Origin of the sequence: Micrococcus sp. GbtcB5, assembly GCF_019091605.1 — a bacterium.
Classification (GTDB): domain Bacteria; phylum Actinomycetota; class Actinomycetes; order Actinomycetales; family Micrococcaceae; genus Micrococcus; species Micrococcus luteus.
In genome coordinates, this window is sequence record NZ_JAGXJK010000008.1 from 1 (window position 1) to 12423 (window position 12423).

The 12423-nt window shown below is 73.2% G+C and carries 12 protein-coding genes; 1 reads left to right on the forward strand and 11 read right to left on the reverse strand.

Features of this window, described 5'->3' with window-relative positions; translation table 11 throughout:
- Positions 1–222 precede the first annotated feature (222 nt).
- From KVS67_RS04075 to KVS67_RS04110, 8 genes are all read right to left on the reverse strand, one after another.
- Positions 223–750, reverse strand: a complete 528-nt coding sequence (locus KVS67_RS04075) for a hypothetical protein (protein WP_036381951.1) — start codon at positions 748–750, stop codon at positions 223–225.
- A gap of 8 nt (positions 751–758) precedes the next feature.
- Positions 759–1343 (reverse strand): hypothetical protein, encoded by a 585-nt coding sequence (locus KVS67_RS04080; RefSeq protein ID WP_036382031.1) that lies wholly within the window; start codon positions 1341–1343, stop codon positions 759–761.
- A gap of 108 nt (positions 1344–1451) precedes the next feature.
- Positions 1452–2054, reverse strand: coding sequence for a hypothetical protein (locus tag KVS67_RS04085; protein ID WP_036381954.1), 603 nt, complete (start codon positions 2052–2054; stop codon positions 1452–1454).
- A 58-nt stretch (positions 2055–2112) separates the two neighbouring features.
- Entirely contained in the window at positions 2113–3396 is a 1284-nt protein-coding gene (locus KVS67_RS04090; RefSeq protein WP_036382034.1) for an ABC transporter permease, read from the reverse strand.
- Positions 3393–4154: an ABC transporter ATP-binding protein gene (locus tag KVS67_RS04095; protein WP_063188983.1), complete on the reverse strand. Its 762-nt coding sequence runs from the start codon at positions 4152–4154 to the stop codon at positions 3393–3395. The genes KVS67_RS04090 and KVS67_RS04095 overlap by 4 nt, the downstream gene beginning before the upstream one ends.
- A gap of 181 nt (positions 4155–4335) precedes the next feature.
- Positions 4336–5418: a tryptophan--tRNA ligase gene (trpS, locus tag KVS67_RS04100; RefSeq protein ID WP_002856591.1), complete on the reverse strand. Its 1083-nt coding sequence runs from the start codon at positions 5416–5418 to the stop codon at positions 4336–4338.
- A 26-nt stretch (positions 5419–5444) separates the two neighbouring features.
- Positions 5445–6371 (reverse strand): exodeoxyribonuclease III, encoded by a 927-nt coding sequence (locus KVS67_RS04105; protein WP_063188981.1) that lies wholly within the window; start codon positions 6369–6371, stop codon positions 5445–5447.
- A complete protein-coding gene (locus tag KVS67_RS04110) occupies positions 6371–6934 on the reverse strand; it encodes a hypothetical protein (protein WP_063188979.1) in 564 nt (187 codons plus the stop codon). Before KVS67_RS04110 ends, KVS67_RS04105 begins: the two co-directional genes overlap by 1 nt.
- 102 nt (positions 6935–7036) lie before the next feature.
- Here KVS67_RS04110 and KVS67_RS04115 point away from each other — a divergent pair, with 102 nt between their 5' ends.
- Positions 7037–8539: an MFS transporter gene (locus KVS67_RS04115; RefSeq protein ID WP_231866272.1), complete on the forward strand. Its 1503-nt coding sequence runs from the start codon at positions 7037–7039 to the stop codon at positions 8537–8539.
- 15 nt (positions 8540–8554) lie between these two features.
- On the opposite strand, the gene KVS67_RS14385 is transcribed toward KVS67_RS04115, so the two are convergent.
- From KVS67_RS14385 to KVS67_RS04130, 3 genes are all read right to left on the reverse strand, one after another.
- Positions 8555–10420, reverse strand: coding sequence for an ABC transporter permease (locus KVS67_RS14385; RefSeq protein ID WP_063188977.1), 1866 nt, complete (start codon positions 10418–10420; stop codon positions 8555–8557).
- A gap of 3 nt (positions 10421–10423) precedes the next feature.
- Positions 10424–11410: an ABC transporter ATP-binding protein gene (locus KVS67_RS04125; RefSeq protein ID WP_036338212.1), complete on the reverse strand. Its 987-nt coding sequence runs from the start codon at positions 11408–11410 to the stop codon at positions 10424–10426.
- A 97-nt stretch (positions 11411–11507) separates the two neighbouring features.
- Positions 11508–12419 carry a bifunctional methylenetetrahydrofolate dehydrogenase/methenyltetrahydrofolate cyclohydrolase gene (locus tag KVS67_RS04130; protein WP_036338210.1) on the reverse strand — a complete coding sequence of 304 codons (912 nt, stop codon included), beginning with the start codon at positions 12417–12419 and terminating at the stop codon, positions 11508–11510.
- Positions 12420–12423: the final 4 nt, after the last annotated feature.

Consider the following 12423-nt stretch of genomic DNA (forward strand, 5'->3'; position numbering starts at 1 on the left):
GCGCGCGCCCCCCCCCCCGCCCGCCCCCCCCCCCCCCCCCCCCCGCCCCCGGGCCGGGCCCCCCCCCCCGCGGGGGGGGGGGCCCCCCCCCGTCGTCGTGGGCGGAGCCCCCTCCCGCCGAGGCCCGCAGACGCGCCGTCACCGGACCGGCGTAGCGGCGTGTCTGCGGGCCTCGGCGTGGGGACGGGCGGGACCGGAGGCGGAGTCGGAGGCGGGGCGAGCTCAGACGTCGAAGGCGTCGCGCGTCTCCCGCCGGTGTGCCACACGCAGCCACACCGCGCTGGACACGAGCATCCCGACGACGGCGCCCAGCACGACCGGACCCCCTCCCCCGGCCTGCACCATCCGCCCGCCGTCGACCATCCAGAAGGCCGCCGTGAGCATCCCCAGCACCACGAACACGCTCCCCACGGGGCGCACGGCCCGAATCCGGCGGGTGATGCCGGCCAGGAGCACCAGGGTCAGGACGACCACCGCCGCGGCGGCCACCGGCCCCGCCCCCGCCGGGGTGAGGAACGCGGCGACGTCGGCGTCGGTGACCTCGCTCGCGCCCCAGGAGCGCGCCTCCAGCACGGCGCGGGCATAGGTGGGCGACAACTGCAGCGCGAGCACGCCCCCCACGCCGGCCGCGCTCAGTGCCCCCGTGACCGCCGTGACGGTCTGGAACAGGCGCAGGGGACGCAGGGCCGCGCGATCGGGACCGGGGTCGCGCTCCGTGGTCTCGTGGGGATCGTCGTGGAGGGGGTGCATGCCCCCCATCATGCCCGGCGGCGCAGGAAGGTCGTCGCGAGGCCCGGGTTGAAGGCGCACACGAGCCAGGCCGCGTTCACGAGCGCGAACAGCCCGCCCAGGACCAGGGGCAGCACCACGTCCCCGGCGGGGAAGACGAACAGGCGGATGGCCCCCAGCAGCGTCACGAAGATGGCGATCGAGGCGAACAGGGCACCCATGATGCGCGCCGTGTTGCTGTGCCGGGTCAGGCCGACGAGGACGATCGCGTAGACCGCCAGACCCAGCAGGGTCGCGAACCAGACACTGCCGGTGAGGGCGCCCTCGATGGCCTCGGCAGTCATCGCGGGCGACTGCGCGCCGCCCTCGGGCAGCGAGTCCGCGATGTCCTGGGCCGCGCCCGGGAGGAGGTTCCGCAGGATCGACGCGGCGTAGAGGACCGCGGACGCGACCGTGAGCCCGAGCAGCGCCCGGAACACGCCGGGGGTGCGGGCATCGGGGCGGATGAGCGGGCGGGCGTCCGGGCCGGAGTGCCCGGCGATGCGCCGCCGCGCCTCGTCCGGACCCACCACGGGCCGCCCGCCGCCGTCCAGGTCGTCGGAGTCGGGGGACACGGGATGCGGGGGTCGATGATCGGAGGCCATGTCGCCATGGTCTCCGCTGGCCGACGCCGGGGCGAGGGCTGGCGACCCAGGACTCGCCGCCGGCGAACGGCGTCGGGGTCAGGCGCGGCGGCCCTGACGGGTGTAGGCCGCGACCTGCGGGTTGAAGGCCTTGACCAGCCACAGGATGTTCACGATCACCAGCGCCAGGCTGAGCACGGAGGCCAGCACGCCGCCGATGCCGGGGTAGGTCACGAAGGAGAAGATGCCGCCGACGGCGCTGAGGGTGCCCAGGATCGCGACGACGATGCCGAGGATGCGGGCCCAGTTCTTGGCCCCGCGGAGGTTGAAGTACACCAGGGCGTACAGGGCCACGCCGATGAGCAGGACGATGATCGTGCCCACCGTCACGGAGGCGCCCACGACAGGCGCGATCTCCTCCACCTGCTCGGGGGTGAGGCCGCTCTGGCGAAGGGAGTCCCGCATGCGTTCGATGCTCTCCTCGCCGCCGAACAGGGCCGGCAGGGAGGACAGCACGTACAGCGCGAGCGACGTGAGTGTCAGCGTCAGGAGCGCGGGGAACGCGGCCGGCTCCGGGACGATGCCGTACGGGCTGCCCGGCTGGGCGCCGTAGCCCGGGGCCGCGTAGGGCTGCGTGCCGTAGCGGGAGCCCGCGGCGGGCTGGCCCGGGTTCGGGTCCTGGTGCGGTCGATCGGTGGTCATGGTGAGCTCCTCGGTGTCGGGGGTGCGGGTGGTGGTGATGACGGGCGCGGCGGCAGGATCACTCGTGCCGCAGTGCCTCGATGGGATCCTTGCGGGCCGCACGCAGGGCGGGCAAGGTGCCGGCGATGAACGCGATGGCCACGATCAGCAGCAGGATCAGCAGCAGGGCGAGGGGGTTGACCGCGAACAGGACCAGGCCGGTGACGCCGCTGAGGGGGCCGGTGGTCAGCACCTGGTTCGCGATGAGTCCGACGGCGACGCCCAGGCCGATGCCGATCAGCGAGCCGAGCAGGCCGATCACGACGGCCTCCATGGTGAACAGGCCGAAGATCTTCCCGCCGGTCATGCCGAGAGCCTTCATGAGGCCGATCTCCCGGGTGCGCTCCTGCACCGCCATGAGCAGGGTGTTGATGATGCCGAAGCTGGCGGCGAGCAGCGCGATGAGCGCGAAGCCGGTCAGCACCCACGTGACGGCGTCGATGATGCCGCGGATCACGCCGAGCTGCTCCTCGAGGGTCTGCGCCAGCAGGCCCTGGTCGGCCAGCGCCTGCTTCACGGCGTCCTCGTTCGCCTCCGGGTCCTCCACGATCGCCGTGGCCTGGAAGTAGGTGTCCCGCTGGGACTCCGGCAGGCCCTCCGTCGTGATGTCGTAGATCGCCTGCTCGAGCGACTCCGACGGCGTCGGGGCGGTGCCCGCACCGGACGCGGCCGCCTTCGTCACACCGACCACGGTGGCCTTCACGGACTTGTGCTCCTGCAGCGGGGTCGCTGCCACGACGGTCAGCTCCGTGCCGATCAGGTCCTCGGCGTCGCTGGCGCCCAGGTCCTCCACCCACGACTCGGGCACGACGATCTCGTTGGCCCCGGCCTCGGGGGCACGGCCGGCGGAGAAGGTGAGCATGTCGATCTCACCGGAGCTGCCCATGAAGCCGGTCTGCCACTTGCGGCCGTCCGGGCCCTGGATGTACTCCGGCTCGGCCACCCGATAGGTCTTCACCTCGGTGACGTGCTCGGTGTCCTCGATCGCGGCGAGGTCCTCCTGGGTGAGCAGCGGCATGCCGAACATCTCGCCGCCGGCGGCGTCCTGCTCCGTGTACTCCTGGGGCGAACCGCTCACCGCGCCGGCCGAGGACATGTCCTGCTGCTTCATCACGGTCAGCTCGCCGGGCTGGCCGAAGCCCTCGACCACGTTGTCCACGTACTTGTTGATTCCCGCGCCGAGCCCCGTGGTGAGGGTCAGCGTGAATGCGCCGATCACGATCGCGACGACGGTGAGGAACGTGCGCAGCTTGGAGCGCATCGTGTTGGCGAGCGCCGTGCCCGCGACGTCGGTGACCTTCATGCCCGTGCTCCGTCCCGCTCGGTGCCGACGCGCTCGTCGGCGATGACCACGCCGTCCTGCAGCTCGACGCGACGGTCGCACTTCGCGGCCAGGTCGTCGTCGTGCGTGACCACCACGAGGGTGATGCCCTCGTCGCGGTGCAGGCCGAAGAGGATGTCCTCCACGGCCGCCGAGGTGGCGGAGTCCAGGTTGCCCGTGGGCTCGTCCGCGAACAGCACCGCCGGGTTGTTCACGAGCGCGCGGGCGATGCACACGCGCTGCTTCTGGCCGCCGGAGAGGTCCGTGGCCTTGTTCTTCGCCTTGTCCGCGAGCTCGAGCCGCTCGAGCACCGCCATGCCGCGGCGGGTGCGCTCGGCCCGGCCCACGCCGGCGATCTTCAGCGGCAGCACGGTGTTCTCCAGGACCGTCTGGTTCGGGTTCAGGAAGAACTGCTGGAACACAAAGCCGAACCGCTCGTTGCGCAGCTGCGAGATCTCCGCGGCCTTGAGCTGGGAGACGGGACGGCCGTCCATCGCGACGACGCCGGCGGAGGGCTGGTCCAGCAGCGCCAGCAGGTGCATCAGGGTGGACTTGCCGGAGCCGGACTTGCCGACGACGGCCAGGGACTCGCCGCGCTGGATCTGCAGGGTGATGCCCTTCAGCGCGTCGAAGCGGGACGCCCCGCGGCCGTAGACCTTGACGAGGTTCTCCGTCTCCAGGACGGGTTCGGCCCCGGGCGGGACCTCGGCGACCCCGGGGGTCGCGACTGCGGTGGACATGGCTCCGGCACTCCTCTGTCGGTGGGGCATGCCCCCACGGCGGCAGGAGCGGGGGCGATGCCTCCATCCTGTCAGCCGCGCACGCGCCGCCGCCTCCACCTCGAGTCGGAGAAACACGACGGCCCGCGTCCCCCGCAGGTCGGGGGCGCGGGCCGTCGTCGGGGGGCCGGTGCGGTCCGGCTCAGCGCAGCGGCGGCAGGAAGCCGACCTTGGCGTAGACGTCCTCGAGCACGGGCGTGGCCACGGCGCGGGCCTTCTCGGCGCCGGCGGCGAGGATGCGGTCCAGCTCGGCGGGATCGTCCAGCAGCGCGAGGGCGCGCTCGCGCACGGGGGCCAGGCGCTCGACGACGGCGTCCGCCACCGCGACCTTGAGGTGCCCGTACATCTTGCCGACGAACTCCTCCTCGAGCTGCGGGATCGGTGTGCCGGACACCGCGGAGAGGATGGTCAGCAGGTTGGAGACGCCGGGCTTGGCCTCACGGTCGAAGCGCACCTCGGTGCCGTCGTCGGTCACGGCCGACTTGATCTTCTTGGCGGTCTTCTTCGGCTCCTCGAGGATGTTGATGAGCCCGTTCGGGGACGCCGCGGACTTGGACATCTTCGACGTGGGGTCCTGCAGGTCGTAGATGCGCGCGCCGGTCTCCGGGTAGAAGCCGGTGGGCACCACGAACGTCTCGCCGTAGCGATGGTTGAAGCGCTGGGCGAGGTCGCGGGTGAGCTCCACGTGCTGGCGCTGGTCGTCGCCCACGGGCACGCCGTGCGGCTGGTAGAGCAGGATGTCCGCGGCCATGAGCATGGGATACGCGAGCAGGCCGACGCCGGCCGCGTCCGCGCCCTGCTTGGCGGACTTGTCCTTGAACTGGGTCATCCGCATGGCCTCGCCCATGCCGGTCATGCAGGTCAGCACCCACGCCAACTGCGCGTGCTCGGGCACCTGGGACTGGACGAACAGCGTGGAGCGCTCGGGGTCGATGCCGCCGGCGATGAACTGCGCGGCGGCCACCCGCGTGCGCTCCGCCAGGGCTGCCGGGTCCTGGGGCACGGTGATGGCGTGCAGGTCGGGGATGAAGAAGAACGCCTCGAAGTCGGCCTGGGTGCGCTCCCAGTTCACGAGGGCGCCGAGGTAGTTGCCCAGGTGGAGGGAGTCCGCCGAGGGCTGCATGCCGGAGAGCACGCGGTGCCGGGCGGACGCGCCGGCCAGGTGGGCGGTGGCGGCGGCGTCCTGGGCCAGGACGTCCTGGACGGAGTTCTTCTTCATGGTCATCTCAGCCTCGGGTCTCTCCTGCACGGTCAGAACTGGTAGTCGACCACGAGCGGGGCGTGGTCGGAGAAGCGGGTGCCCCAGCTGGGGGCGCGGTCCACGACGGCGGTCCTCGCCCGCTCGGCCAGGCCCGCGGTCGCCATGTGGTAGTCGATGCGCCATCCGGCGTCGTTGTCGAAGGCCTTGCCCCGCATGGACCACCACGTGTACGGGCCCGGCACCGGCCCGGCGAGGGCTCGGTGCACGTCCGTGAAGCCGAGCTCGCCGAAGAACCGGTCGAAGTAGGCGCGCTCCTCGGGCAGGAAGCCGGCCTTCTTCACGTTGCCCTTCCAGTTCTTGATGTCCAGCTCGGTGTGGCCCACGTTGAGGTCGCCCGTGACGAGGGCGTGCCCCTCCCCCGCGGCCAGCTCGGAGAGGCGGCGGACCATCTCGTCGAGGAACCGGTACTTGTCCACCTGCTTCGGGGTGTCGACCTCGCCCGAGTGCACGTAGGCGGAGACCACGGTCAGCGGCGAGCCGTCCGGCAGGCGCAGGTCGGCCTCGATCCAGCGGCCGGCGTCGTCGAAGTACCCGTCGGCGTCGGCGATGCCCGTGCGGACCTCGCCGAGCGGGAACCGCGAGGCGATCGCGACGCCGGCCCGCCCCTTGGCGGCGGCCACGGCGTCCGCCAGGTGCACCTCGTCCCAGTCCTCGCCCACGATCTCGCGGACCAGCTGCGCCGTGACGTCCGCGGGGGCGCGCACCTCCTGGAGGGTGAGCACGTCCACGCCGCGACCGGCGAACCACTCCCGCATGCCCTTGCGGTGCGAGGCGCGGATGCCGTTGACGTTCACGGTGGCCACGCGCACGGCGCCGTCGGCCTTGGGCGCGCCGGCGTTGGCGTGCACCACGGGCTCGCCCTCGGCGGGCTCGGGGTACTTCCCGGTGACGGGGTCCTTCTCGGGCAGCGCCGTCATCAGCTGATCACCGTCCCGCTCACCGGGCCCTCGGCGCCGCCGGCCCGGGACTCCTTGATCATGTCGCGGGCGTTGGAGGCCGTGATGTCGATGGTCTCCAGGGCGCGGTCCACCATCTCGCGGTCCATGCCCTCGCCCGCGGCGAGCTGCTCGCGCACCACGCGCACCTGCACCTGGGCGATCTTGAACGAGTGGTCCAGCTTGGTGTCCCGCAGGGGGTCCGCGGCCGGTGCCGGCGGGGCCACCGCGGGGGCGGCGGCGTCGGTGTCCCGGCCGCGCAGGGCGGCGACGTCGGCGCGGGCGTTCTGCATGGCGGTGTCCACCTTGCGTCCCGCGGCCTGGACGCCGCGGCGCATCTGCAGGTACACGACCACCGCGAACACGAGCCAGCCGGCGGCGACGGCGACCACGAGCCACCCGATCACGTCGTTCTGGTTCGCGGCGAAGATGATCGCCACGATCAGGATGACGATCATCGCGACGAAGCCGAGCGATCCCACGCGCAGGCCGGCGCGGGGGCCGCGGCGCGCGCCGTCGGGACCGGGGGTCAGGGACTGGGACATGGGTGCTCCTCCGGAGGGGCTCGTGGGGTCTGCCCTCCATCATCCCGCATCGTGGGGTGCGCTCCGAATCGGGCGTCCCGCGTCGGCGCCTATCCTGAGGCGATGACCCCCCGCCCCCCGCGCCCCGCCGACTCCGCGTCCGGGGCCTTCACCCCTGACCAGCGCCGCATCCTCACCGCGCTGCTCATGCCGCTCTTCCTCGCTCTGATGAGCGTGTCCGTGGTGAACGTGGCGCTGCCGGCCATCGAGTCGGGCCTGGACGCCACGAGCGCGGATCTGCAGTGGGTGCTGGCGGGGTACACGCTGACGTTCGGCACCGTGCTCGTGGCCGCGGGCCGCGCCGGCGACCTGTGGGGCCGCAAGAGCCTGTTCCTGGCGGGCATCACGCTGTACATGCTCGGCTCCCTGCTCTCCGGCCTGGCCGGGGACACCCTGCTGCTCAACGCGGGGCGCCTGCTCACGGGCCTGGGCGCGGGTGTGTTCAACCCCCAGGTCATCGGGTTCATCCAGTCGAACTTCCACGGCCGCGCCCGCGGGCGGGCCTACGGGCTCTTCGGCACCGTGGTGGGCCTCGGCGTGGCCGTGGGACCCCTGCTCGGCGGGCTGTTCCTCGGCGCGTTCGGCCCCGAGTGGGGCTGGCGCTCCACGTTCCTCATGAACGTGCCCGTGGGCCTGGCCGCCGTCGCGATGGGCGCCCTCTGGCTGCCGCCGCCCACCCGCGTGCACGGCCTGCCCGCCGCCCCCGGACCGCGCGGGATCGCCGCGCTCGACCCGGTGGGCGCCCTGCTGCTCGGCGCCGGCGGGGTGAGCCTCATGGTGCCGTTCATCGTCCCGGGCACCGCCGGGCTGCTGGTGCTCGCCGCCGCGCTCGTGACGGCGTGGTGGCTCTGGGAGAAGCGCGTGAAGGCCCGGGCGGCGGCCACCGGCGTGCAGCCCATGGTGGACCCGGCCCTGTTCCGGCGGCCGTCCTTCACGATCGGCGCGCTCGAGTCCACCATCTACCTGGCGACGATGCCGGCGGTGTTCGCGATCGTGGCGATCTTCCTGCAGCGCGGCATGGGGTTCACGCCGCTCGAGGCCGGCCTCGTGGGCCTGCCCGGCGCCGTCGTCGTGGCCTCCCTGTCCCCGTGGGTGGGCTCGATGGTGCAGCGGCGCGGGCCCGTGCTCGTGCTGCTCGGCGCCCTCGTGGGCCTCGTGTCGCTGGGGGTGCTCGCGCTCGCGTTCGAGCGCAGCGCGGCCGGCGCGTGGTCGCCGTGGATCGTGGGGGTGGGGCTGATCGTGCAGTCGGCCTCGCAGGCCCTGCTGCTCACCAGCACGCAGGTGCTGATGATGGACGACGTCGCCGGCCACGAGGCGGGGGCGGCCGGCGGCGTCGCCCAGACGGCGCAGCGCCTCGGCACCGCCCTGGGCCTGTCCGTGGTGACGGGCGCGTTCTTCGCGGCCCTGGCCGGCGCCGCAGCCGAGAGCGCCGGGCCGCCGTCGGCCGCGGCGTACGCGCACGCGGCCTCGACCGCCATGGGCATGGTGGCCGTGTGCTGGGCGCTCACCGCCGCGGTCGCGGCCCTGGACGTGGTCCGGCGACGCCGCGCCGCGCGCGCGGCCTGACCGGCCCGCGGGGCCTCAGCGCAGGAACAGCGCGCCGAGCCGGCGGGCGGCCAGCCACACCCCGACGCCGGCCATCACCACGAAGTAGAGGACGTGGCCGGCGGTCGCCCAGCTCAGCACGCCCACCGCGAGCGCGCGCATCAGCTCCACGGCGTGCCACAGCGGGAACACGCGGATCACCCACTGGATCGGCTCCGGGTAGACCGCGAGCGGGAAGAACGTGGCCGAGAACAGGAACATGGGCATCAGCACGATCTGGACCCAGTCCATGTGCTGGAACGTCTTCATCCAGCTCGTCACCGCCATGCCGAGGGAGGCGAAGCCCAGCGCCACGAGCAGGGCGCCGGGGATCATGAGCAGCGCCGTCCAGGAGGTGACGAGCCCGGCCGCGGTCATGACGATCAGGAAGCCGACCGCGTAGATCAGCCCGCGCAGCAGCGCCATCGCGATCTCCCCGAGTGCCACGTCCAGCGGGCCCAGCCGCGTGGAGAGCATGGTCTGGTACGTCTTCGCGTAGCGCAGCTTGAAGAACACGTTCCACGTGGAGTCGTAGATGGCGCCGTTCATCGCCGAGACCGCCAGCAGCGCGGGGGCGAGGTACATGCCGTACGGGACGGGGGTGCCGTCCGGGCCGGCCACGTCGCCGACCAGCGCACCGAGACCCAGCCCCATGGAGGCCAGGTAGAGCACGGGCTCGAAGAACCCGGAGAAGAACACCACCCAGTTGTTGGACTTCAGGGAGAGGAACGCCCGCTCCATCACCGCGCGCACGTTGCCCGAGTACGCGCCGGCCAGCGGGCCGCGGCGCACGGGGATCTCGGGCATGGGCGGCACGGCGACGGCGTGTTCCCGCACCACCGACGACGGCGCGGCCGGGTCCGCCTGCGCGGCGGCGGGTGCGACGTCGGCGCGGGCGGCCTTGGTGTGCGCGGCACGGCGGCCCAGGCGCGGGGCACGGTCCCGACGGGCGGCCGTGACGGCGTCGCGGTCCGGGGCGCCGCGGACCCAGCCGAGGCGGCGCGTGTAGATCCGCACCGCGAGCCAGGCCCCGCCGAGCGCGAGGGCCAGCAGGAACGCCACGTGCACCACGGTGAGCCAGCCCGGCTCGGCCATCCCGTAGGAGAGCACGCGGCCGAGCTGGGCGGCATGCCACTGCGGCGAGAGCCAGCCGATCCAGCGCAGCCACACCGGCAGCGCCTCGAGCGGGTAGAAGGTGGCGGAGAACAGGAACAGGGGCATGATCACGAGCCGCTGCAGGGTGGCGAACTGGCCCTTGTCCTCCTTCAGGGAGGCCGCGAACGCCATGATCGGCGCGCCGACGGCGAGCCCGCCGAGCGTGGCGGTGAGGACCTGCACCCACGCCCACGGGCTCGAGACCACGCCGAACGCCAGCATCACCAGCAGGAACACGGCAGCCTGGAACACGAACCGCAGGCTCACCGCCACGAGGTGGCCCAGGGCGATCTGCGCCGGAGACAGCGGAGTGGCCTGCGCCGCGTAGTACGTCCGCTGCCACTGGAACCCGCCCATCACCGGGTAGGAGAACTCGACGGACGCGGTCATCAGCGCGCCCGAGGCCAGCAGCGCCGGGGCGATGAACGCGACGTAGGAGACCCCGCCCAGGGCGTCCTGCGGCATCCCCCCGCCCATGAGCTGGGCCAGGCCCAGGCCCATGGCCAGCAGGTAGAGCACGGGCTCGCCGAGCGCCCCGACGAGCAGCACCGCGCCGTAGCGACGCATGTTCCGCAGCTGGTGTTCGGCGTAGAGCAGGACGCCGCGGCGCCTCACACGCTCCGCGGACGCCGCCGCGGTGACCGGCGGGCGCAGCGGCTCGGCGGGCGAGGCGGGGCCGGGGGCCGTCGTCGTGGTGGGGGACGGCACGGGTCAGTCCACCAGGGTGCGGCCGGTGAGGATGAGGAACACGTCCTCGAGGCTCGCGCGGCGGGTCAGCGTGGTGGCGGGGGCGGGCAGGGCGCCCTCGTCGACGAGGCGCTGCACGACGTCGTGCAGGTCGTCCGCGCGTCGGGCGTAGACGAGGACGCGGTCCGGGAGGACCTCGACGCGGTGCACGACGCCGTCACCCGCGTGGGCCTGGACGGTGCGGGCCGCGGCCTCGTTGCGGTCCGCGCCGAAGCGCGCCTCGAGGACCTCACGGGAGGCGTGCTCGCGGATGAGCTCGGCGGGGGTGCCGGCGGCCATGATCTCGCCGCCGTCGACGACGACGAGCCGGTCGCACAGCTGCTCCGCCTCGTCCATGTGGTGCGTGGTCAGCAGCAGCGTGGTGCCGCGTTCCTTGAGCCGGTAGAGGCGGTCCCACAGGATGTGGCGGGCCTGCGGGTCCAGGCCCGTGGTGGGCTCGTCGAGGAGGAAGAGGGCCGGCTCGTTGACCAGGGCGCGGGCGATCACGAGCCGGCGCTTCATGCCGCCGGAGAGGTCGGTGACCTTGGCGTCCGCCTTCTCGGTGAGCTGGGCGAAGGCCAGCAGCTCCTCGGCCTTGGGCCGCAGGTATGAGTAGGGCAGGCCGAAGTAGCGGCCGTAGATCAGGATGTTCTCCCGGGCGGTGAGCTCCTCGTCCAGGTTGTCCTGCTGCGGCACCACGCCCAGGCGCGCACGGACGGCCGGCCCGTCCTCCTCCGGGTCGATGCCCAGGATGGTCAGCTCGCCCGCGGTGCGCTGCGAGGTGCCCGCGAGCATGCGCATGGTGGTGGACTTGCCCGCGCCGTTGGGGCCGAGCAGGCCGAAGCACTCGCCGGGACGCACGTCCAGGTCGATGCCCTTCACGGCGTGGAACTCGCCGTACTGCTTGCGCAGCCCACGGGCACGGATGACGGAGGCGTCGCCGGGGGACGCGTGCAGAGTGGTGTGACTCACAAGGCGACAGCATAGGCGCACCACCCGCCCGGACGCGCGCCGCCCCCTCGGCGACGAACCCTGCGATTCGCAGGGTTCGTCGCGGGGCGGGGAGAGGTCAGGCGCCGGCCCGCTCCCCCGCCCAGTCCTCGCCGTCGGCGGCGCGCTCGGCGGCCTCGACGACGTTCGCCAGCAGCATGACGCGGGTCATCGGCCCGACGCCGCCCGGGTTCGGCGCCATCCAGGCCGCCTTCTCCTTCACGGCCGGGTCCACGTCGCCCAGGACGCGCGACGTCCCGTCCTCCCCGGTCACGCGGGAGACGCCTACGTCCAGGACGATCACGCCCTCCTTGACCTGCTCCGGCTTCACCATGTGGGCGGAGCCGGCGGCGGCGATCACGACGTCGGCGCTCGCCAGCAGCTCGTCGAGGTTCGTGGTGCCGGTGTGGGCCAGGGTCACGGTGGCGTTGACCTCGCGGCGGGTGAACACGAGGCCGGCGGGCCGGCCGATGGTCACGCCGCGGCCGATCACGAGCACGTGCTTGCCGGCCAGCCCCACACCGTGGTGGCGCAGCAGCTCGACGCAGCCGGCCGGGGTGCACGGCAGCGGCGAGTCCAGCTCGCCGCCGACCGAGGCCACGAGCCGCCCCAGGTTCATGGGGTGCAGGCCGTCCGCGTCCTTGTCCGGGTCGATGGCCTCGAGCACCTTCTGGGTGTCCACGTGCTTCGGCAGCGGCAGCTGGACGATGTAGCCCGTGCAGGCCGGGTCCTCGTTCAGCTCGCGCACGACGTCGAGGATCTGCTCCTCCGTCGCGTCCGCGGGCAGCTCACGCTGGATGGACTCGATGCCCACCTCGGCGCAGTCGCGGTGCTTGCCCGCCACGTACTTCTGCGAGCCGGCGTCCTCACCGACGAGCAGGGTGCCGAGGCCGGGGGTGTGCCCGCGCTCGGCGAGGGCGGCCACGCGGCCGCGCAGCTCCTCCTTGATCGCGGCGGCGGTGGCCTTGCCGTCCAGGACCTTCGCGGTCATCGGC

What these genes read in the sequence shown, in the direction of transcription:
- KVS67_RS04115 (WP_231866272.1), top strand. Translation starts at nt 7,037, where the DNA reads ATGACCCCCCGCCCCCCGCGCCCCGCCGACTCCGCGTCCGGGGCCTTC.
- KVS67_RS04110 (WP_063188979.1), bottom strand. Translation starts at nt 6,934, where the DNA reads ATGTCCCAGTCCCTGACCCCCGGTCCCGACGGCGCGCGCCGCGGCCCC.
- KVS67_RS04105 (WP_063188981.1), bottom strand. Translation starts at nt 6,371, where the DNA reads ATGACGGCGCTGCCCGAGAAGGACCCCGTCACCGGGAAGTACCCCGAG.
- KVS67_RS04085 (WP_036381954.1), bottom strand. Translation starts at nt 2,054, where the DNA reads ATGACCACCGATCGACCGCACCAGGACCCGAACCCGGGCCAGCCCGCC.
- KVS67_RS04075 (WP_036381951.1), bottom strand. Translation starts at nt 750, where the DNA reads ATGCACCCCCTCCACGACGATCCCCACGAGACCACGGAGCGCGACCCC.
- KVS67_RS04090 (WP_036382034.1), bottom strand. Translation starts at nt 3,396, where the DNA reads ATGAAGGTCACCGACGTCGCGGGCACGGCGCTCGCCAACACGATGCGC.
- KVS67_RS04130 (WP_036338210.1), bottom strand. Translation starts at nt 12,419, where the DNA reads ATGACCGCGAAGGTCCTGGACGGCAAGGCCACCGCCGCCGCGATCAAG.
- KVS67_RS04095 (WP_063188983.1), bottom strand. Translation starts at nt 4,154, where the DNA reads ATGTCCACCGCAGTCGCGACCCCCGGGGTCGCCGAGGTCCCGCCCGGG.
- trpS (WP_002856591.1), bottom strand. Translation starts at nt 5,418, where the DNA reads ATGACCATGAAGAAGAACTCCGTCCAGGACGTCCTGGCCCAGGACGCC.